We start from the raw sequence: 20,932 nt of genomic DNA on the forward strand, positions 1-20,932 counted from the left end.
TCGGGCGGGGAGGCAGAGGGTCAGGCACGCGAAGGGGTTGCTGCGCAGGACGCGCGGCGGGGGTGCGGCGCCGGGGGTGAGCGGCGGAGAGCCGGGGTGCGGCGCCGACGTTCGGCGGTCGGGTCGTGCCCGGCGGGGGTGAGCCGGGGTGCGACGCCGGGCTTCCGCGGTCGGGTCGTGCCCGGTGCTGGCCGGGCGTGCGGTCGGCGGTCGGTCGGTCGCACGGAACGGCCGGAGCGCGGCAGCGTGTTGCCGGCCCGGAACGGCCAGGGCGCGGCGGCCTACTCCTGGGAGCTGATGCTGCGGCCACCGTCCACGAGCAGGTTCTGGCCGGTGACGAAGGAGGCGTCGTCGGAGGCGAGGAAGGCCACGGCGGCGGCGATGTCCTCGGGGGCGCCGAGCCGGCCGACAGGGGTGCGCGCGGCGGTCTTCGCCTTGTACTCGTGGGGTACCCCGGCCCACAGGGCGGTGACCACGGCTCCGGGCAGGACGGCGTTGAACCTGATCTGTCCGCCGTACTCGACCGCCAGCTGGCGTACGAGGGCGTCGATCCCGCCCTTGGCCGCCGCGTACGCGGGATAGCCCTTGAAGCCGAGGGCCGCGTGCACGGACGAGGTGATCACCACCGCGCCCCTCGCCGTCCTCAGCAGTGGTACCGCGGCCCGGACGCCGTAGAACACCGAGTCGAGGGAGAGCCGCAGCTGGTCGTGCCAGGCGGCGTCGTCGAGTTCGTGTGCCGCTCCGGGCAGGTTGCGCCCGGCGTTGAGGTGGAGCACGTCGAGGCGTCCGGTCCAGGACTCGGCGTCGGCGACGGCCGCGGCCCACTCCGTCGGCGAGGTGGCGTCGAGGGGACGGTCCCGCGCCCGCCCGCCCTCGGCGCGGATCTCCTCGGCCACGCGATGGGCGCCCTCGGCGTCCACGTCGGTGACCAGGACGGACGCTCCCTCCGCCGCCAGCCGGCGGGCGGTGGCCGCCCCGATGCCGGAGGCGGCCGCGGTGAGCAGGGCCGTATGGCCGGTGAAACGTGCCGGTGCGGCGGCGACGGTCATGGCGTTTCTCCTGGTCGTGCTGGTCTGGCCGTGGAGCCGCGCAGCACCAGCCGCGGCTCGGTCGGTACGACGACGTCGCCCACCGGCGTGCCCTCGATAGTGGCCACCAGGGCGTCCACCGCGGCGGTTCCCAGGTCGTGCAGGGGCATCGCGACGGTGGTCAGCGGGGGATGGAGGTGCGCGGCCACGGGCAGGTCGTCGTTGCCGACCACGGAGACGTCCTCCGGGATCCTGAGGCCGAGGTCCCTGATCGCGGCCATGGCGCCTATCGCCTGGGCGAGTGAGCTGGTGTAGAGGGCGGTGACCGGGGGGCGCGCACCATCGGCGGGCGGGCGCAACAGCTCCCGTGCGGCGGATCCGCCGCCGTCCTCGGTGAAGTCCCCGGAGGCGACCGGAGCCGCGTCCAGTCCCAGTGCGTCGGCGTGGCGCAGAAACGCCTCCTTGCGGACCTCGCTGGGCGTGATCCCGGGAGGGCCCGCGATGTGGCCGACCACTCGATGGCCGAGGCCGTGCAGGTGGTCGAGCGCGGTCACGCTGGAGCGGGCGACGTCCATGGTGATGTTGCGGCCGGAGCCCTCGACCGAGCGGTTGAGGAAGACGTGCGGGACCGCGCTGCGGCTCAGCGCGTCCAGCAGGGGATGGCCGGGGCGCGCCGAGGCGATGAGCAGCCCGTCGACCCTGCCCTCCTGCACCAGGTCGTGGAAGGACTCGTCGGCTTCCTGCCCGTCGAAGTCCTCGGCCAGCAGGGAGAGATAGCCCCGTTCGCGGGCCCGCTGGTAGGCGCCGCGGGCGATGGTGACGTACGTGGGGTTCGCGAGGGCGGGGACCAGCAGGGCCAGTGCGTGGGTGCTGGCGCCTGCCAGGGCCCGTGCACCGGAGTGCGGCCGGTAGCCGAGTGCCTCGGCGGCCTCATGGACGCGCTGGCGCGTCTCCGGCCGGACGGACAGGTCCGGCCGGCCATTGAGCACCTTGGACACGGTGGCCTTGGAGACTCCGGCCGCATGGGCCACATCCACGAGCCTGGCCCGGACGGGCTGTTCCGACACGTGCTCTCCCTCCCCGGTGGGCGTTGCCCGGTCCGCGCTGCTGCGGACCGGGATGACGCGTTCTGGCCTCTTGACACCTTCTGGTGACGCAACCTAACGTTCGCGAAAGTTTCAGTCAACCGGTTTCCTCAGGCCGAAATAAGCGACAAGCCTGAGCAGATTCAAAAAATCGGTCATATCGGAACCGCAAGATGTCGGCCACAGCTGACCTTCAGTCAACTGGGCCGAGGAGCCGCCCCACCCCGGGCTCACCGCGAACGCGACCACCGTCGCACCCGCGGTCCCCGCCACTCCGGTCCGCCCACCCGTCCACGCAGACGGATGCGCTCGGTCCGGGGCATCTCACACCACCGCCGAGCGCGCCGGCGTTCCACCGGCCGCCCGCCCTGCCGTTCGCTTCCCGCGGCAGTCCCTCATGCCGCCATGCCCCTCGTACGTCCCGCAGCCGCCGTACGTCCCGCATTCGCGTACGTCCCGCACGAAAGGCAATTAGCATGCCCACGTCAAAGACGGCCTCTCTCGACAGGCGGCGCTTCCTCGCCGTCTCCGCCGGTGCCGCGCTCGGCGCGTCCGCACTGTCCGCCTGCGCCGGCTCCGTCGGCAACACCGCGAACGGGTCCGGGAGCGGTAAGACGACACTCACCGTGATGACGGTGCAGAACGAGTGGGACAAGAACGCCCTCAAGGCTGCCGAAGAGGCGCTGGGGATGAACATCAACGTCATCATCTGGGACCCCACCAAGCTCAACGCCATGCTGGCCGCCAAGAACCCGCCGGACGTGGTCCGCGGCTTCGGCGCGACCGAGACCCCGTACTTCGCTGCCCGCGGCCTGATGACGGACCTCGACCCGTACTTCGCCAAGAGCTCGGCGCTGAAGGTCTCCGACCTCGACCCGGTCAACGACGTGTGGCGCTACGACGGCAAGAAGCAGGGCGCCGGACCGCGCTACGGCATGGCCAAGGACTACTCCCAGGACTCCATGTTCTGGTACCGCACCGATCTGTTCGAGGCCGCGAAACTGGACGTGCCGAGCGCGACCGAGCCGATCTCCTACGACGAGTGGCTGGACCTGGGCAAGAAGCTGGTCAAGCGCCGCCTGGGCAAGGTGAAGGTCTACGGCCTCAACGCCACCGGCATGGGCGTCTTCCCGCAGCTCATGGGCATGACCGCGTCGGCCGGCGGCAGCCTGTTCGCCGAGGACCTGGCCACGGTGGACTTCTCCTCCCCCGAAGCGCTCAAGGCGCTGCAGTGGTATCTGGACTACGCGAAGGCCGACATAGGCCCGAGCGTCACCAACCCCAACCCGGACGGCTGGGACGGCCCCACCTACCAGGCCAACCGCATGGCGATGAGCTGCAACGGCTACTGGTTCGGCGGCCTCATCGGCGGTGACCCCAAACTCGCGGCAGCCTCCCGCTTCGCGCCCGCCCCGCAGCTCGGCGGCAACCGCGTCAGCTCCTGCTTCGGCGCCACCGGCTTCTGGATCCCGAGGGACGCCAAGAACAAGGACGCGTCCTGGAAGTTCTTCGAGTGGTACTTCGGCGGCAAGCCCGCCCAGGACCGCGCGGCGAGCGGCTGGGGCATTCCCTCGCTGACGTCGCTGCGCTCGAGGATGCCGCAGACCAACGCCTTCCAGAAGCAGGCGTTCCAGGTGCAGGAGCAGGAGCTGCCGCACTTCTCGGTGCTCAGCTTCACCCCGTACGCCCAGCAGGCCGCCCTGGAGGGCGTGCTGACCAAGGTCCTGCCGGGCGCCGTGAAGTCCGGGACGCCCGCCGGCAAGGTCGCCGACACGCTCAACTCCCGGATGAACGAGCAGCTCGCCCAGGGCAAGGAGCTCGTGGGGTGAGCACCGGACAGATCACCGCGCCGGGCGCGCCGTCTCCCTCCGGGGAGGCGGCCGCCCGGCCCGGGCCCCGCACCGGCGCGCACAGCGCCCGCAGACGCCGCTCGCTGTCCAGCCGCCGGGCCTTGTCCTTCTACGTGTTCGCCGGCCCGTGGGTGCTGGGCTTCCTGGCCCTGACGGCCTTTCCGCTCGGCTATGCGCTGTGGCTGAGCCTGACCAACGCCGACGGTCTGTCGAACAACTCCCGTTTCGTCGGCCTGGACAACTACCGGGAGGTCTTCACCGACCCGGAGACGATGTCCTCCCTGGCCCGCACCGGCATCTTCACGGCGATCACCGTGCCGCTGACGCTCGCCGCGGGGCTGCTGCTCGCCATCCTGGTCAATCAGCCGATCCGGGCTCGCGGAGTGTTCCGCACCCTGCTGTACCTGCCCGCCGTCGTCCCGCCGGTCGGCGCCGCCCTCACCTTCAAGCTGATCTTCGACCGGGACTCGGGCGCGGCCAACGGCGCCCTGGACGCCCTGAACCTCGACGGCATCAGCTGGCTGATGGACCCCTACGCCCGCTGGGTCCTGGTCACCCTCACCCTGTGGGGCGCCGGCAACGCCATGATCGTCTCACTCGCGGGGCTGCAGGACGTCCCCAAAGAGCTGTACGAGGCCGCCCGCATCGACGGGGCGAACACCTGGCAGTCCTTCAGCCGGATCACCCTGCCGCTGCTCTCCCCGGTGCTGTTCTTCCAGGTCATCACCGGCATCATCGCCGCCGTGCAGAGCTTCCTGCCGCTGCTGATCTCCCTCGACCCCACCCCCAGGGGCGTCACGGCCGTCCCCGAGGGCAACTACCTGTTCATGATCCACGTGTTCGCCCAGTACTTCGCCAACGGCCGCTACGGATACGCCTCCGCGATGCTCTGGGTGCTGTTCCTGATCATCGTCGCCATCACCTTCCTGGTCTTCAAACTCAGCAAGGGCGCGGTCTTCTACGCCGTGGACCCGGAGCCGGACAAGCAGTCCCGGCCACGCACGCTCGGAGGCAAGTGATGGTGTTCCGCCGCAGAAGTGCCGTCTACATGCTGCTGGTCGGTGCCCTCGTCCTCTTCCTGGGCCCGTTCGCCTGGCTGCTGGACACCGCTCTGAAAGCCCCCGACGAGCTGCGCGCCCTGCCCGTCCACTGGTGGCCGCACCACCCCAACCTGAGCAACTTCCGTGACGCGCTGACCCATATCGACTACTTCGGCTACGCTCGCAACTCCCTGACGATCGCCACCGTGTACGCGGTACTGGTCACTCTGGCCTCGGCGTGGGCGGGCTACGGATTCGCCCGCCTCCACGCGCCCGGCAAGAAACTCGTCTTCAACGTTCTGCTGTCGACGATGATGCTGCCGCAGATCCTCACCCTCATCCCGACCTATCTGCTCTTCGCCAAGCTGCACCTCACCAACACCTATGTGCCGTGGGTGCTGTGGGGCCTGTGTGGCGCCCCGTACCTGATCTTCCTGTTCCGGCAGTTCTTCTCGAACATGCCCAAGGAGCTGGAGGAGGCCGCGATCATCGACGGCTGCGGGCAGATCCGCATCTTCTGGCGCATCTTCCTGCCCCAGTCCTGGCCGGTCATCGCCACCAGCCTGATCCTGTCCTTCAGCTGGACCTGGGGCGACTACATCGCGCCCTCCCTGCTGCTGGACGACGCCCACACCACCCTCGCGGTCAAGCTCGCCTACGGCTACGTCAACGCGCACGGCTCACCGCTGGGGAACCTGGTCGCCGCGGGCGCGGTGATGTACGTCGTCCCCGTGCTGGCGCTGTTCCTGATCCTGCAGCGGGGCTTCGTCGCCGGCGTCGCCACCTCCGGACTCAAGTGACCTACGCCTGACTCGTGTTCACCAACGCACCTCGCCGCAAAGGAACTTCGCATGACCGACACCCAGGCAAACGCCATGGCACCTGCGGCGGTGGGGGCATGACCGAGCGTCCCGCCCTCACCCCGCAGCTCGGCCGGACCCGGGTCATGGCCATCCTCAGGTCGGCCGACGCCTCCGGGCTGCCCGCCGTGGCCCGGGCGCTCGCGGCCGGCGGCGTCACCTGCCTGGAGGTCACCCTCACCACCGCCGGAGCGCTCGACGCGCTGACCCGCATCCGGGCGGAACTCGGCCCCGGCGTCGCGATCGGCGCCGGCACCGTGATCACCGGCGCCCAGGCCAGGGACGCCCTGGCGGCGGGAGCGGAGTTCCTGGTCGCCCCCGTCGTGGACACCGCCGTCGTCCGGCACGCGGCGGACCGGGGCATCCCGTGCTACCCGGGCGCCTGGACGCCGACCGAGGTGTCCCAGGCATGGCAGGCGGGCGCCGCCGCCGTCAAACTCTTCCCCGCGAGCACGGGCGGGATCGGACATCTACGCCAGCTGCGGGCACCCCTCCCCGACATCCCGCTCGTCGCCGTCGGCGGCGTCGGCATCGACGAGGCGCGGGACTACCTGGACGGGGGCGCCTGCGCCGTCGGCATCGGCTCCCCGCTGCTGCGCGGGGCGGACCGCGACCCGGCTCCGGGGGCGCTGGACGCGCTCACCGCGAGGGCGCGCGCACTGCTGGACGCGGTCGGGATCACCGCACGGGCCGGGGAGGCGACCGCGTGAGCACGACTTCACCCCCGGACTCCGGGCCCGAGTCCTACCTCGTGACCGTCGGCGACGTCCTCGCCGTCATGGGCGCCCGGGGCCCCGGCCCGTTCACGCTCGGCACGACCCTGCGCCTCGGGATCGCCGGCGCCGAGTCGAACGTCGCCATAGGCGTCAGCCGCCTCGGCGGATCCGCCACCTGGATCGGCCGGGTGGGCGACGACGAACTCGGCGACCTCGTCCTGCGAGAACTGCGGGCCGAAGGTGTCACCACCGTCGCCGTGCGCGACCCCGCCCCCACCTCCCTCCTGCTGAAGGAACATCGCACCACCACCCACAGCCGTACGCGCTACTACCGCACCCAAACAGCAGGGGCCCGGCTGACCGCCGACGACATCCCCGAGCACGTCGTCGCGGGGGCGGCGATCCTCCACATCACGGGCATCACCCCGGCGCTCGGAGAGGGACCGGCCGCGGCCGTGACCCGTGCCGTGGACATCGCCGCCGCCGCCGGGGTGACCGTCTCCCTGGACATCAACTTCCGATCCCTGCTGTGGAGCGAGGACGAAGCCCGGCGCACCCTGCTGCCCCTGCTGCGCAGGAGCGACCTGGTCTTCGCCGGACCGCACGAGGCCGCCCTGGTCGTGCCCGGCACCGAGGGGCCGGAGGAACTCGCCAAGGGCATCTGCGCCCTCGGACCCGCCGGCGCCGTGATCAAGCTCGGCGCCGAAGGGGCGTACGCACTCCTCGACGGACAGTCCTACCGGCAACCCGCGGTACCGGTCCGCGTCCACGACTCGGTGGGCGCGGGAGACGCCTTCGCCGCCGGGTACCTCGCCGAACTCCTCGCGGACGAGCCCCCGGAGCGGCGACTGCACACCGCCGCCCTGCTCGGCGCCTTCGCGGTGAGCACCGCCGGCGACTGGGAGGGCCTGCCCCGCCGCTCCGAACTGGGCCTGCTCGACCACCACGACGACATCGTCCGCTGACACCTCCTCCCCGTACGCCACCGCACCAGCACTTTCGGGACCACCCATGCTCTCAAGCCCCTCCACCGACGCGATCCCCGTCCTCACCGGCTCCTACACTCCGGACTCCGGCGGCGAAGGCCCCGGCATCGCCTCCGTGCACCTCGACCCCGGCACCGGCCGGCTGACGTACGACGACGAGGTGAAGCCGCTGCCCGTCAGCGCAGCTTCCTTCCTGGCGGCTCACCCGTCGCTCGACGTCGTCTACAGCACGAACGAGGGCGAGTCGGGCACCGTCAGCGCCGTCTCCCGCGACGGCGACGGCGCCCTGTCCCCGCTGGGCGACCCGGTGAACAGCGGCGGGGCGAACCCGTGCCACCTCACCGTCCACCCGGACGGCGGGTGGCTGCTGACCGCGAACTACGGCAGCGACACCGCACCGGGCACCGTGGCGGTGCACCGGCTCGGCCCGGACGGACGCCTGCTGGAGGCGACCGACCTGGTCGTCCACCAGGGGTCGGGACCGGTCACCGGGCGGCAGGAGGGCAGCCACGCCCATCAGGTCCTTCTGGACCCGGCAGGCCGTTTCGTCCTGGCCACCGACCTCGGGGCGGACGCGGTGTTCACCTACCGGCTCGACACCCGCACCGGAATCCTGGAGCGGGTCGCGGTGAACCCGTCGAGCCCGGGTTCCGGACCCCGCCACCTCGCCTTCTCCCCCGACGGTGACCTGGTGTTCAGCGCGGACGAGTTGTCCTCGACCGTCACCTGCCACCGCTACGACGCCGCCACGGGCATCCTGACGGCCCTCTCCTCCGTACCCGCCACGGCGACCCCGGACGTCACCAACCAGCCCGGCGGAATCGTCGCCTCATCCTGCGGACACTTCGTCTGGGTGACCAACCGCGGCGCGGACACGGTCGCCGCGTTCCGCCTCACCGGCACCGCCCTGGAACCGGTCGGCGAGGTCCCCGCAGGCGGTTCCTGGCCACGCGGTCTGACCCTGGCGGCCGGCCACCTCCTCGTCGCCAACCAGCACAGCGGCACCCTCGCCGCCCTGCGGGTCGGGGACGGCGGCACCCTCACCCAGCCCCACCCCCCGGTCTCATCCCCCTCGGTGGTCTGCGCACTGGCGCTCTGACCGCGCTCCCCTACGTGCTCGAAACACTTGCTCGAAAGGCAGTCATGTCCCACCCCGGCACCTCCTTCGCACGGTTCACCCTCGACCCGGCCTTCGCCGTCGGCAGCGTCAACCCCCGTCTGTACGGATCGTTCGTCGAGCACATGGGCCGCTGCGTCTACACCGGCATCTACGAGCCCGGCCACCCCACCGCCGACGCGGACGGCCTGCGCCAGGACGTCCTGGAGCTGGTCCGGGAGCTCGGCGTCAGCACCGTCCGCTATCCCGGCGGCAACTTCGTCTCCGGCTACCGCTGGGAGGACAGCGTGGGCCCGCGCGAGGAGCGGCCCAACCGGCTGGACCTGGCCTGGAAGTCCACCGAGACCAACGAGTTCGGCCTCGGCGAGTTCATGGACTTCTGCGGGAAGACCGGCATGGAGCCGATGATGGCCGTCAACCTCGGCACCCGCGGCGTCGAGGACGCCGTACGGCTGCTGGAGTACTGCAACCACCCCGGCGGCACCGAACTGTCCGACCGCCGAGTCGCCCACGGCGGCAAGGAGCCGTACGGCATCCGGATGTGGTGCCTGGGCAACGAGATGGACGGCCCCTGGCAGACCGGCCACAAGACGCCCGAGGAGTACGGGCGCCTCGCCGCCGAGACCGCCCGCGCCATGCGGCAGGTCGACCCCGGCCTGGAGCTGGTGGCCTGCGGCAGCTCCAGCTCCTCCATGCCGACCTTCGCCTCCTGGGAGGCGACGGTGCTGGAGGCCACGTACGACCTCGTCGACCACGTCTCCCTGCACGCCTACTACGAGGAGATCGACGGCGACCGCGGCTCCTTCCTGGCCTCGGCCGTGGACATGGAGCACTTCATCGAGTCGGTCGTCGCCACCTGCGACCACGTCCGGGCCCGCCTCAAGGCGAAGAAGCACATCAACCTCTCCTTCGACGAGTGGAACGTCTGGTACCAGAAGCGGCCCAACCCGCACCACGTGGAGGACTGGCAGCAGGCGCCGCGCCTGCTGGAGGACGTCTACACCGTCACCGACGCCGTGGTCTTCGGCTCACTGCTCATCGCCCTGCTGCGGCACGCCGACCGGGTCACCGCGGCCTCCCTCGCCCAGCTCGTCAACGTCATCGCGCCGATCATGACCGAACCGGGCGGCGCGGCCTGGCGGCAGACCACGTTCTACCCCTTCGCCCAGGCGTCGGCGCACGGACGCGGCCGGGTGCTGCGCGTCGAGGTGGACAGCCCGACGTACCACACCGACCGCTTCGGTGACGTACCGCTGCTGCACGCCACCGCCGTGCTGGACGACGAGACCGGCGACATCACCGTGTTCGCCGTCAACCGCGGCCAGGACACGGTCCTGCCGCTGGAGATCGACCTGCGCGGCACCGACGCCCGCACCGTCGTCGAACACCTGACCCTGGCCGACGGCGACCCGGAGGCCGTCAACACCGCGGACCGGCCCGACCGTGTCACCCCGCACGCCGCCACCGGCACAACCCTCACCGGCGGCGTCCTCCACGCCGAACTCGAGCCGCTCTCCTGGAACATGATCCGCCTGACGAACCGCCAGAACTGATTCGGTGTCATAGGACGCCACCGCACTCACGCCCGGGAAGAACCATGACAGCCGTGCCCCAACCTCTGTTCCGAGACCCTGTTCACGACGGCGCGACCGATCCCACCGTCATCTGGAACCGGCATGCCGGCGAGTGGTGGATGTTCTACACGAGCCGACGAGCCGACGCGCCACCGATGAACGACGTGAGCTGGGTGCACGGGACCGACGTCGGGATCGCGTCCTCCTCGGACGGCGGAGCCACCTGGCTGTACCGGGGAATCGCCGAAGGGCTGGCCATCGAGCCCGGGCGGCACACCTACTGGGCCCCGGAGATCGTCGACGACGGAACCGAGTACCACATGTTCGTCAGCGTGATCCGCGGTGTCCCGACCCGGTGGGAGGGCCACGCACGCGTGATCCGCCACTACACGAGCCACGACCTCTTCTCCTGGACCTACCGCTCCACCCTGCCGCTCTCGTCCGAGACAGTGATCGACGCCTGCGTCCTGCGGCTCCCCTCGGGCGGCTACCGCATGTGGTACAAGGACGAGGCCGATCACGCACACACCTACGCGGCGGACAGCGAAGATCTGGCGCGGTGGAGCGTCCGGGGCCCTGCCGTCGAGTGCTCGGCGCACGAAGGCCCGAACGTGTTCGAGCTCGGCGGCAGCTACTGGATGCTCGTCGACGAATGGCACGGCCAGAGGGTTCTTCACTCGCGGGACCTGGAGACGTGGGAACCGCGAGGACTCGTTCTCGACCGCCCCGGGCAGGGCACCGACGACGCGTCCTACGGGTTCCACGCCGATGTCGTCACCAGCGAACTCGGCGCCTTCGTCTTCTACTTCACGCACCCGGGGCGATCCGCCGAGGGCGCGGTAGCCGACGGCGGCTACGCCGACCGGCGAAGCTCGATCCAGGTCGCCCGCCTGCGGGTGAACGGGGACACCCTCGTGTGCGACCGCGACGAAGCCCTTGAGGCCCCCGTCCTGCCTCTCGAAGGGCCGGTCCGGTGACACGAGTCCATCGCCCTCGGATCGCGCGAGGCCGACGCCCGCCCTTCCATTCGGCAGCACACCTCATGCGCGTGATCCCGTTCGCCGCCGCGCTGCTCTTCGTCACCGCATGCCAGGCCGAGGCGCCGGCCGACTCAGGTGTGACCCTGCTCGACGGGAAACGGATCGCCGTATCGGGCCCGACCGTCGTGTCCGCCCTTCCCATCGACGACCAGGGTGATGTCGACGCGGCGGCCGCGCGGAGCCAGATCCCGTCGCTCAGGAGCGTGGCGCTGCAGTATCCCGGTGTCCGGGTCCTCATCAGCGACTCGGACGGTCATACGACCGATGCCGCACTGCAGAACTTCGCGGCGAACTGGGCCGTGCGGCCCGAACTCGTGGTCGCCGCGGACTCCGCCTCCGCCGGAACACAGCTGTCCGCGGACGGACAGCTCCACACACTGCTGATCGGCGCCGACGGACACGTGGCCGCCGATTGGTCGAACCACCCCGCTCCCACCCAGGCGATCGTCGCCGCGCTCCGCAAGGTCACGGCGAGCCCGTCCGCCCCTTCCGACAACGTCGTACGGAAAGAGTCACCATGAGACACGTAAGAGAGACGCAACGGTTCATAGTCAGTGCGGTCGTCACGATGCTGCTCGCCTGCGCGGCGGTAGCGCTGACGCCCGCCGTGCCGGCCCACGCGGCCGGCACGGCCTACTACGTGGACTGTTCCGCTCCGGCCAACGGGACCGGCACCTCCGGATCACCGTGGAACTCACTGGCGGGCCCCAACGCGACGACGTTCGCCCCCGGCGACCAGCTGCTGCTGAAGAGAGGGACGACCTGCTCCGGCACCCTGCACCCGCTGGGCTCGGGCAGCGCGGCAGGCGGTTCCATATCCATCGACGCCTACGGCACCGGCGCCCTGCCGGTCATCGCCGGAGGCGGCGGCACGGACGCGGTCTACCTCTACAACCAGGAGTACTGGGAGATAGCCAACCTGGAGGTGACGAACACCGGCGCCGTGAAGGGGGCGAACGCGCGACGCGGTGTCTACGTGGTGCTCGAGAACTACGGCACCGGAGACCACTACAAGATCAGCAACCTCAACGTCCACGACGTGAACGGAAACCAGTCGAAGGAAGTCGACGGCAGCGCCGGCATTCTCTTCGCCGTTCTCGGGACCACGACGCCCAGCGTCTTCAACGACGTCGACATCGACGGCAACACGGTGGCCAACGTCGCCCGCAGCGGTATCAACATGTCGAGCACATGGCTGTGCCGGCCGTCCATCGGCTGCAACACTCCGGCCTGGACACCCTGGACCGGCGTCGTCGTCGAGAACAACACCGTCCATGACACGGACGGCGACGGCATCGTCGTGCAGATGTCGCAGAACGCCGTCATCGAGCACAACGTGGTCTACAACGCGGCCAAGGCGAACTCGGCGAACGCGGGCATCTGGGCCTGGGACTCCGATGGCACCGTGATCCAGTACAACGAGGCGTACGGGACCCAGAAGAACTCCGGGAACACCGACGGCCAGGGCTTCGACGTCGACTACGGTCAGGACGGCACCGTCGTCCAGTACAACTACAGCCACGACAACGCGGGCGGATTCATCCTCTTCTGCGGCTGCGGCGGAGGGTCACACCTCGCCAGCAACGCGGCGGTCCGCTACAACGTCAGCGAGGACGACCGTCTTCGCGTCATCACCATGGACGGATCGCAGGACTCCGCGTTCTACAACAACACGATCTACCTTCCCTCGGGATCCACCGCGAACATCCTCGAGGTCACGGGCGCCTGGAACGACCTCACGCTCGCCAACAACATCATCTACAACCTGGGCAGCGGCGGATACGTCTACACCACCGGCCAGACCGCCTCGAACTTCTCCTGGCGGAACAACCTCTTCTACGGCAACCACCCGGCCAGTGAGCCGTCCGACCCGGGAAAGATCACCGCGGATCCGCTTCTGGTCTCGCCCGGCAGCGGCGGCACGGGCATCGGCAGCGTCGCGGGCTACCAGCTCACCGCATCGTCCCCGGCGATCGGCGCGGGAGTCGTCGTCCCCGGCAACGGCGGCCAGGACTACTGGGGTTCGACCGTCCCCTCGGTCTGCGCACCCGACATCGGCGCCGACCAGTACAGCACGCCCTCCGACGCGACCTGCCTCGCGAACGAGAACCTCGGATTCGAGAAGGGTTCGCTCACGGCGTGGAGCCCGTGGAACTCCGCCTCGGTGGTGAACTCCGGCGCACACACCGGAACCTACGCCGTCCGGGTCGGGCCGTCGCCCGCCTCCGTCGAACAGTCCGTCCCCGTCGCGCCCCGGACGACGTACCGCGTCTCGGGCTGGGTGAAGTCCGCCGTCGCTGGCGAGGTCATGAACGTCGGCGTCAAGAACACCGGCGGCCTCGAAACGACGGCAAGCGCCAGTGGCACCGCCTGGACGTACGTCTCCGCCGACTTCACCACCGGGGCGACGGCCAACACCGCGCGGCTGTACTGCTACAAGAGCTCGGGCACGGGGAACGGCTACTGCGACGACCTCGCCGTCACCCCCGTCAAGAACTATGTGGTCAACGGCAACCTGGAGTCCGGCCACACCGTGCCCTGGCGCAACGGGGACTACTCGCTCACGAGCACCGCGTCCAACGGCAACGCCGCCGCGCTGACGAACTCGTCCCTGAGCAGCGGCTCCCTGTGGCAGATCGTCTACAACCTCACGCCGAACACGACCTACCGGCTGACCGGCGCGCTCGCGAGCCAGACCGCCGGCACCACGACGGCACTGGAGGCCAAGCTCTACAACGGCTCCGCCGTCGCGAGTGCCTCGACCACGCTGAGCACCTACTCGAAGCAGTCGACGACCTTCACCACAGGGGCAGGCGTGACCACCGCTCGCGTCTACTGCCACCTCGTCTCCGGAAGCGGCGACGGCTACTGCGACGAGGTCACCCTGACCCAGCAGTGAACAACACCCGGTGGGCGTGGACGTGTCCGGCCGGCCACGGGCCGGACACCCACGCCTCCTGGTGCGGAAGGCGCACTGCACAGACTCACTTCACTGCCCCGGGCTCCGCCGATCCTCACAGGATCGGCGGAGCCCGGGGCAGCGCGCGTGCCACCGGTGCGGTTGAAGCCGGAGTCGACCGCGTCGGCCGACCGGTCGGCGGCCAGTCGCAGGCCTTCGGTCAGGTCCGCGTGCGGGGCAGGTGCCAGGCGGGGCCGTGCGCCTTCAGCCGGTCGAGGAGGGCGTCGATCTCGGTGACCGCGGCGGGCAGGACGCCGGAGATGGCGTGCGTGCTGGCCCGCAGCATGAGGCGCCGGAGATCTGCCCGTCGAGGTCGTGCCGGGTGGCGAACGCGTGCGGCAGATCCACCTCGGCGAGGACCGGCGCGACGTGCGCCTCGCTCCCCGACGCCTGCAGGCGCAGGCCGAGCGCGCTCGCCCGCAGCCGCAGCAGGCGGGCCTCCTGGAGGCGGGTTGGAAGGTGCGCAGCGCGACGTCGCAGTCGAAGACGGCGAGGGCGTCGCGGGCCTGGGCGAGGTAGGCGGCAGCGAGTTCCGTCTCCCGGTCGACGGGGTCGAGGTGGGCGGTGAGGGTCGCCGGGTCGAGGTCGGCGACGACGGCCTCGGGCCTGATCTCGGGCAGCCGGTGGACCAGTTCACGGTCGTAGGTGTAGCCGCCGTTGACGACGGCCATCACGGACCGCGCCCCTTTTACGGTGATCCATGCGGCCAAGTCTGCCTGCTGACCATGGGCATCAAGCCCGCGGGTAATGACGCCGCGCTCGAGGCCGTGCTGGGCGCTGACGTGAGCTTCCGCGACGCCCACCACCAGGACTTCGTGCTCGGCAACATCAAGTCCCGACAGCGCATGATCGCCCAACTGCCTGGTTCTCCAGCCGCAGCACAGTGGTGTTCCCCCATGCACAGGAAGCATGACTGACCGGGATCGGTGATCCAGCCACTGTCAGGCCCCGCCGACACTTCCGTCCCGGCGGGGCCTCCGGCATCCGTAATCTTGCGCTGTTCGTCACGCCGGCAGGAGGCTTGATCTGTGAATGGGAGAATCGACAGTCCGAATTCCCTTCGCTGCGGACGGCTCCCTCAGGAGACCCCTTGACATACATTGATCCCCAGAAGCGCGCAAATGCTGAAGAAATGGCATTCCACACGCTCCCGAAGAAGTCATCGCCGAGTGGCACGCACTGGCGGAGACGGTATGCCGACAGCTGCAACACGCCGGTCTCCCCGCTTACGTGCAACACCCCAACACCCTGGCCGACAGGCAGGTCGGCGCGTGCGTTTCCGTCGACACCATTGATGGTCCGGCAGGCGGCGTCCACATCAGCTGGAATGCCGGTGAATCCCTGATCGAGGCTGTCCTCGAATTCATGGAGCCGGACGGGCTCGATCTCCGGGAACCTGTGATCGAGCACGGTGCGCGAGTCGGTTCACTCATGGACGAGACGATCAAAAGCGTGCTCACGCTTGCCGGTTTCCGCACCCGTGACGCGGTCGAGCTCAACGACCTGGCCCCTGGAACCTACGTCGCGGGCCGCCAGCCGAGGCAGTGGTTCATCGAGTACATCCTCACGGAGGGTGTACTCGGTCTCATCGCCGCCATCCGTTCCTGCGATCCGAGCGGTGACGATTCCGGTGAGCCAGCCGGTATCAGCGTGGAGGGCAAGGCGCGGCTCACCGGACGGGGCATCCGGATCGTGCAGGACGGTCTGCACCGTCTGGCGGACGACGACCGGCAGGAATTCGCCCGCGTCTTCCGCAGGCTGGCTGGAGCGATGCACAGCCAGGACATGGTCTATAGAACCTTCTGGAATGCAGACCGGTCGCTGCTGGAACTTCCCGACGAACTCTGCCTCCCTGCGCAGGAACCGCCAGCCGCAGCCGACAATTCGGTGACCCGGTCTCAAGTGCTCGCGGCCGCGTACACGGCTCTGCTCGGCAGTATCGCGCTGGCCGACGAGGACACCGTCGACGACGATGACGCCGTCAAGATCACCGAAGCGTGGACGGGGACCCTGCTGAGGCGGATGAACCAGGCGCCTGACGCGGACCGGCATGAGCTGATCCGCCTCTTCCGGGAGGCCGCCTGCAAGGAGACCGACCCCGCCCACAAGGCGTTCGCCTCCAGCTTCCCGGAGGCCATCGGTCTGGTCGAGGCGGGCGAGGGAGCGACGGGCACCTGATCAGGTGATCCGGCCGTCGGCCACCAGGATGAACGCCCCGTCCGTGGACGTCCGGCTGCCGTCCGGCGACGTCTCGGCCGCCGGCGCCTACCGCACCAGCGCCGGCGAGAACATGACCGCGATCGGCCGGCCGTGTCCGACGGCAGCACCTCGCTGAGCCTGCCGGCCCAGAGCGTCACCTCCTATGTCTTCCGCGCCGATGTTTGAGCAGACCACCCTCCCCACGCCCTTCTCACGGGCGCCGCATGCGCCCACCCCCACCCCGGGTCACCGTCACCTACTCAGACCGGCGTCTGCCCGCCGCACCGCTTCGGCGGCCCGTCCGCCGTCCGTCACACGGCCGGCGGGCGACTGGCGCGAGAAGGGCATCCGGCCGCCGTGGACAACCGCGCCCTGCGCAACCGAACCGGACGGCCCGGCACCGGCTTTCTCGGACCGCGCCGACGGCAACGGGCTACAAGCGCTGCTGCTCCGCACAGGGCCGAGACCACGGCGTGCGACGCCTTGAACCCGTCCTCGCCGGCCTCGACCGCATCTGCCTGTTCTGGACCTGCCCCGGCCCGGACGACGGGAGTGACCGACGACGGTCGCCGGCCCGGTGGCGAGGGTGTCGGTCAGCACGGCAAGGTCCTCGGCAAGTGGAGAGTTGGACCCACCGCTGCGGAGACCCGCCGGTGAACGCGAACGACCTCGGCCGGTCCGTCTCCATAAATGCGTCCCGGCGGAGACGGAATTCCCTCACCCTGCCGACCAGCAGCCGCGATCGTCGACAGGCCCTGCGGCGTAGTCCGAGGTCAGTCGGTACACGCCCGCCCTGGGCACGGTCAGCCGGGTCCACGGGCCGTCCGCGCTGACGCACGCTCCCTCGGCCCGCAACCACGGCGAATACGCGATCCGCACGGTGCTCGTCCCGGCGCGAGGCATCCTCAAGGTCAGCCCTGCCTCTCCCGCTTGCTGCAACTCGGCCGGGGCGGAGACCAGCGGCAGAGTGTCGCGGACGCGATAGATCTTCCAGTACCGGTCGTGCCAGACGAGCTCCAGCCAGTGCTGTCCCTCCTTGATCAGAGCGGTCTCGCGCTCCGCGGACCGATCGGGCGGGCCGTCGTGCAGCTCGACGTAGCCCACCGCCCAGTGGCGCAGCCAGGCGTGGTACCGCGGCCCGTCGAGGTCGCCCTCGTAGAACAGGCGTCCCCGTTCCACGTCCAACTGCTGATTCCAGCCCCGCATCAGTTCGACGTGCGGGCCGAGGAGGCTGGCCCCGCGATGGTCGCGATCCGTCGGCAACTCGACCCGGCCGCGGTCCGCACCCAGGCGGGCGAGCGCGGCGAGCACTCCGTCGGTGTGCGTGACCCAGCCCGGAACGGGGTCCGGGCTCCGCAGATGCATCAGCGACGTCACACAGAGATAGGAGAGGGAGAGAGCGGTCACCAGAGCCATCGCGCGCATATGAGTTCGGCGTACGCCGTTCCCGGTGGCTCCGGAGCGGCGGTGCAGCGCGGCCGCGAGCAACACCGCGGGGGCGAAGAGCAGGGCGAGGCGCTCCACGTTGTTGCCGATCGGCGAGGGGACCAGCCAAGCCAGGACGACCCCGGCGGCGTACAGGGCACTGCCTGCCCGCACCACCCGCCACTTGCGCGAGGACGCCCACACCACGGCGGCGGACAACAGCACGGGCAGGATCATCCGGCCCGCGGCCATGGGCTGTTCGCCATGGAAGGGGAACAGCAGGGTCGTCAAGCCGACGACGGCGACGGGCGGGAGCGTCAGGGCGAGACACTTGCCGTACTGCCGGGCGACCAGATATCCGGCGCCCCCCACCGGCAGGAAGAGCCCGGCCACCGGGCTGCCCATGGTCGCGCACAGCGCCCCGAACACGGCGGCGGCAAGCCGGGACGGGCGGGGCGCACGGTCGGCCACGGCGAGCAGGCCCGCGAGAGCGAAGGCCAGACCGAGGGCGAACGTGGTGCGGCCGAGCACGACGTTGTACCAGAGGCCCAGCGCTCCGACCAGCCCGGGCCACAGCGACACACGGGGAACGGTGCGCTCCAGCAGCACGGCCAGCAGCCAGGTGGCACTGACCCCGGACAGCACGGAGACAGCACGGACACCGAACAGTGCCATCAAGTGCGGTGATATGACGCTGTAGTTGACGGTGTGGATCCCGCCGAACCAGAAAAGCCCGTACGGCGTGACCGGGTGCCTGCCCACGAACCCCGCCCACGCGTACTGCGCGGCGAGGTCACCGCCGTCCGTCGCAAGAACGGCATCCCACCCCCGGTACAGGGGCAGTACGGCGGCGATGGCGAGGAGCGGGACGCGGTACCTCGCCGGTCCGGACGAACGGCGTTCCCGGCGCAGTGCCGATGCTGGGGGTTGCAGTGAGGCAGGGGTCGGCAGGGTGAAGGACTGTAGGGGCATAGGGGCTTTCCCGGTGCGCTACGGACGCTGTACAAGCCCGCCGAGGAATTCGTGGCCCTGAGGGCTCCTGGAACTCGCGGACCCGCGCAGGCGTCACGGCCGGGTTTCTCCCGTCCGTCGCACCCACTCGCGTATCGCGCACCACATCAGCGCCTCGGCCCCTCGGCCGGCTGCCGCGCGTGCCGCCACCGGACGTCCGGGCCGTTCGTTCGAGGCGCTGACGCCGTCGCACGGCAAGCCCGTATCGGCTCGTCTCCCGCCCGCCGGGGCAGCGTTGAACCACGCTGCACGGATGGCGCAACTCGCTGACAGCGCCAGCACCAGGAGGCCGACATCATGCACTGAACCGCTCCGGAATGGGTGGAGGATCCGGACTGGGGCCTCCTACCCAAGCGGACTACGGACATCAGCCGGATCGCCCCCCGACCATGATCCGGACCATTCCCGGGCCGGCAACCCTCCACCGGCTTCAGCAGAAGCTATTTCCACAGGTCAGCCACACGCAAGGCGTGTACCCCCAGCAGACGAAGAATCTCCAGGTCTCGTACTCGCCGAAGAAGCTGGGCTTCTTCTAGAGGCACGAAAAAAGGTGCCTGACCTGGGCTTTTGCCCGCCAGGCACCTTCCTCTCGGCCCGCCCAGAGCAGGGACCGACTTACGTCATAACTCCCAGTTCCTCCCACCGCTGTCCCGATCCTGACCAGTACTTCCGGACCAGTCACGGACCAACCCCTACTCACCCTTCAGACTCCGCGCCCTGGCTGACACGGTCCCACTCCTGCATGGACTGCTCGATGAGGCGGTTGGCCTGCTCTCGGACGCCGTCCAGGAACTTGGCGTAGTGGCGGAAGAGGACCTCCATGCTCTGGCCCGCGCGACGAGCGCACTCGGCGGGGTCCACACCGGAGTACAGCCAGAACGAGATCCCGGCGTGCCGGAGATCGTAGGGCCGCTTGGCCAGCTCGGAGGCGAGTTCTGTACGGGTCAGGACGTACTTCCGTGCCCGCGCCCACGTTGTGCCATATGCAGCTGCGTCCACATAGTTGCCGGCCTCGTTCCGGAACAGTCGGCCGTCCGGCGCCACGCCGAAGCGTTCAATGTGCGCGGAGCATGCGTACGAACTGCGGCGGGATGGGCACAGGCCGGGTCGCGGTAGCCGCGCGGCGCTTGAGGGAGTGCACCTCGTGCACCGAACCGCCGTCCGTCCACTCTTTGCACCCTGTGACGACGCCACCCGACAGGTTGAGCATCCCCCATCCGGAGTCGGGCAGATGGCACTGTCCGAGCCGGAGATGAATGACCTCCGCAGGCCGCGTCGCCGCGTAGTACATGCAGCCGAAGAACGCCTCCAGGTGAGGGCCGCGCCCGCGCTGCTGGGCAACCGCCGTGAGCAGACTCATACGGATCTCCGCGAGAACCTCGGCGAGCTTCAGCGCCGGAGAACGAGCCATGCAATATCACCTTCGCATCGAGAAAGGCTTCATGCCGGAAATCCAGGCGCGCATCGGTATGCAGAAGAGATCCCCATTTCTGCACGGCCGCCGCCCCGTCGTGGACGACAAGATGCAGCCAGGTATCATGCATCGATACAGCGGATGATTTCCTCACGGCGGCAAGCGAGGGGTCCGGAAGGAGACCTTGCGTAGCGAGCAGCAGTGGCCGTGGGCATGAAGTGTGGTCATTGATGTACCAGCAGCTGGCAACAGCCACCCAACATCTCCTCTCGAATGCGTACGGCTCTGCCAACTGGGTCCGCCACGGCTCCACCGCCAAGCACAGCCGAATGCGAACACCGTCAATGCTCTGGAAGATCCCCGGTTTCGGTAACCAGGGAACTTCTGCTTCTGCAGACGGTTCTTGCGTGTTGCCGCTTGGTCGATGACGGTACTAGGAGGAGAGGGCTGCGACCGATGACTGCTGCCCAGGACACCACTGCCTTAGCTGAATTGGCCGAGACTCCCACGGCCTCGGTGCGCGCCAGCAGCGCCGGCGAGGCAGACGGCATTCTGGCGGCACCTCAGCGAGGGCAGCTTCGATGTCCGAATTCGCGGTTGGGTTGCTGCCCGATCAAGGAGCGGACGG

18 protein-coding genes and 3 pseudogenes are annotated in these 20,932 nt (G+C 69.7%); 14 read left to right on the plus strand and 7 right to left on the minus strand.

From position 1 onward, the window contains the following. Nucleotides 1-281 precede the first annotated feature (281 nt). Together OG562_RS03130 and OG562_RS03135 are read right to left on the minus strand one after the other, a co-directional pair. Nucleotides 282-1,049 carry an SDR family NAD(P)-dependent oxidoreductase gene (locus OG562_RS03130; protein WP_266393349.1) on the minus strand — a complete coding sequence of 256 codons (768 nt, stop codon included), beginning with the start codon at nucleotides 1,047-1,049 and terminating at the stop codon, nucleotides 282-284. Next, complete coding sequence (locus OG562_RS03135) at nucleotides 1,046-2,095, minus strand: LacI family DNA-binding transcriptional regulator (RefSeq protein ID WP_266393351.1); 1,050 nt, start codon at nucleotides 2,093-2,095, stop codon at nucleotides 1,046-1,048. Before OG562_RS03135 ends, OG562_RS03130 begins: the two co-directional genes overlap by 4 nt. Nucleotides 2,096-2,589: 494 nt before the next feature. Here OG562_RS03135 and OG562_RS03140 point away from each other — a divergent pair, with 494 nt between their 5' ends. The 10 genes from OG562_RS03140 to OG562_RS03185 all read left to right on the plus strand — a co-directional run bounded on the left by OG562_RS03140 (nucleotide 2,590) and on the right by OG562_RS03185 (nucleotide 14,195). Next, nucleotides 2,590-3,942, plus strand: coding sequence for an extracellular solute-binding protein (locus OG562_RS03140; RefSeq protein ID WP_266393353.1), 1,353 nt, complete (start codon nucleotides 2,590-2,592; stop codon nucleotides 3,940-3,942). Then, nucleotides 3,939-4,982 carry a carbohydrate ABC transporter permease gene (locus OG562_RS03145; RefSeq protein ID WP_266393355.1) on the plus strand — a complete coding sequence of 348 codons (1,044 nt, stop codon included), beginning with the start codon at nucleotides 3,939-3,941 and terminating at the stop codon, nucleotides 4,980-4,982. Before OG562_RS03140 ends, OG562_RS03145 begins: the two co-directional genes overlap by 4 nt. Continuing rightward, entirely contained in the window at nucleotides 4,982-5,803 is an 822-nt protein-coding gene (locus OG562_RS03150) for a carbohydrate ABC transporter permease (RefSeq protein WP_266393357.1), read from the plus strand. The genes OG562_RS03145 and OG562_RS03150 overlap by 1 nt, the downstream gene beginning before the upstream one ends. 98 nt (nucleotides 5,804-5,901) lie before the next feature. Continuing rightward, entirely contained in the window at nucleotides 5,902-6,573 is a 672-nt protein-coding gene (locus OG562_RS03155; RefSeq protein ID WP_266393359.1) for a bifunctional 4-hydroxy-2-oxoglutarate aldolase/2-dehydro-3-deoxy-phosphogluconate aldolase, read from the plus strand. 68 nt (nucleotides 6,574-6,641) lie between these two features. Beyond that, nucleotides 6,642-7,544 carry a sugar kinase gene (locus OG562_RS03160; RefSeq protein WP_266408986.1) on the plus strand — a complete coding sequence of 301 codons (903 nt, stop codon included), beginning with the start codon at nucleotides 6,642-6,644 and terminating at the stop codon, nucleotides 7,542-7,544. 46 nt (nucleotides 7,545-7,590) lie between these two features. Beyond that, nucleotides 7,591-8,664, plus strand: a complete 1,074-nt coding sequence (locus OG562_RS03165) for a lactonase family protein (protein WP_266393361.1) — start codon at nucleotides 7,591-7,593, stop codon at nucleotides 8,662-8,664. A 44-nt stretch (nucleotides 8,665-8,708) separates the two neighbouring features. After that, nucleotides 8,709-10,235, plus strand: a complete 1,527-nt coding sequence (locus tag OG562_RS03170) for an alpha-N-arabinofuranosidase (protein ID WP_266393363.1) — start codon at nucleotides 8,709-8,711, stop codon at nucleotides 10,233-10,235. Nucleotides 10,236-10,279: 44 nt separating this feature from the next. Beyond that, the gene (locus tag OG562_RS03175; RefSeq protein ID WP_266393365.1) at nucleotides 10,280-11,233 is read left to right on the plus strand and encodes a glycosyl hydrolase; all 954 of its coding nucleotides are present in this window, start codon (nucleotides 10,280-10,282) and stop codon (nucleotides 11,231-11,233) included. A 65-nt stretch (nucleotides 11,234-11,298) separates the two neighbouring features. Further along, nucleotides 11,299-11,817: a hypothetical protein gene (locus OG562_RS03180; RefSeq protein ID WP_266393367.1), complete on the plus strand. Its 519-nt coding sequence runs from the start codon at nucleotides 11,299-11,301 to the stop codon at nucleotides 11,815-11,817. Beyond that, complete coding sequence (locus OG562_RS03185; RefSeq protein ID WP_266393369.1) at nucleotides 11,814-14,195, plus strand: carbohydrate binding domain-containing protein; 2,382 nt, start codon at nucleotides 11,814-11,816, stop codon at nucleotides 14,193-14,195. Before OG562_RS03180 ends, OG562_RS03185 begins: the two co-directional genes overlap by 4 nt. Nucleotides 14,196-14,365: 170 nt before the next feature. Here the strand turns inward: OG562_RS03185 and OG562_RS03190 are convergent. Both OG562_RS03190 and OG562_RS03195 read right to left on the minus strand, forming a co-directional pair. Then, a pseudogene (locus OG562_RS03190) lies at nucleotides 14,366-14,699 on the minus strand (hypothetical protein); the annotation flags it as partial. Then, nucleotides 14,699-14,920: pseudogene (locus tag OG562_RS03195) on the minus strand (HSP90 family protein); the annotation flags it as partial. The pseudogenes OG562_RS03190 and OG562_RS03195, both read right to left, overlap by 1 nt. A gap of 51 nt (nucleotides 14,921-14,971) precedes the next feature. On the opposite strand from OG562_RS03195, the pseudogene OG562_RS03200 reads away from it, so the two are divergent. From OG562_RS03200 to OG562_RS03210, 3 genes and pseudogenes are all read left to right on the plus strand, one after another. Further along, a pseudogene (locus OG562_RS03200) lies at nucleotides 14,972-15,112 on the plus strand (NAD(+) synthase); the annotation flags it as partial. Between the two features lie 373 nt (nucleotides 15,113-15,485). Then, nucleotides 15,486-16,433: a hypothetical protein gene (locus OG562_RS03205; RefSeq protein WP_266393371.1), complete on the plus strand. Its 948-nt coding sequence runs from the start codon at nucleotides 15,486-15,488 to the stop codon at nucleotides 16,431-16,433. A gap of 28 nt (nucleotides 16,434-16,461) precedes the next feature. Beyond that, complete coding sequence (locus tag OG562_RS03210) at nucleotides 16,462-16,590, plus strand: hypothetical protein (protein ID WP_266393373.1); 129 nt, start codon at nucleotides 16,462-16,464, stop codon at nucleotides 16,588-16,590. A gap of 581 nt (nucleotides 16,591-17,171) precedes the next feature. On the opposite strand, the gene OG562_RS03215 is transcribed toward OG562_RS03210, so the two are convergent. The 3 genes from OG562_RS03215 to OG562_RS03225 all read right to left on the minus strand — a co-directional run bounded on the left by OG562_RS03215 (nucleotide 17,172) and on the right by OG562_RS03225 (nucleotide 20,301). Continuing rightward, nucleotides 17,172-18,851, minus strand: coding sequence for a hypothetical protein (locus tag OG562_RS03215; protein WP_266393375.1), 1,680 nt, complete (start codon nucleotides 18,849-18,851; stop codon nucleotides 17,172-17,174). A gap of 735 nt (nucleotides 18,852-19,586) precedes the next feature. After that, nucleotides 19,587-19,889: a hypothetical protein gene (locus OG562_RS03220; RefSeq protein WP_266393377.1), complete on the minus strand. Its 303-nt coding sequence runs from the start codon at nucleotides 19,887-19,889 to the stop codon at nucleotides 19,587-19,589. A 55-nt stretch (nucleotides 19,890-19,944) separates the two neighbouring features. Next, nucleotides 19,945-20,301, minus strand: a complete 357-nt coding sequence (locus tag OG562_RS03225) for a hypothetical protein (protein ID WP_266393379.1) — start codon at nucleotides 20,299-20,301, stop codon at nucleotides 19,945-19,947. Here OG562_RS03225 and OG562_RS03230 point away from each other — a divergent pair. After that, complete coding sequence (locus tag OG562_RS03230) at nucleotides 20,300-20,449, plus strand: hypothetical protein (RefSeq protein WP_266393384.1); 150 nt, start codon at nucleotides 20,300-20,302, stop codon at nucleotides 20,447-20,449. The genes OG562_RS03225 and OG562_RS03230 overlap by 2 nt on opposite strands. The last annotated feature ends 483 nt before the right edge of the window (nucleotides 20,450-20,932 follow it).

This window comes from Streptomyces sp. NBC_01275, assembly GCF_026340655.1.
In the GTDB taxonomy this organism is placed as follows: Bacteria; Actinomycetota; Actinomycetes; order Streptomycetales; family Streptomycetaceae; genus Streptomyces.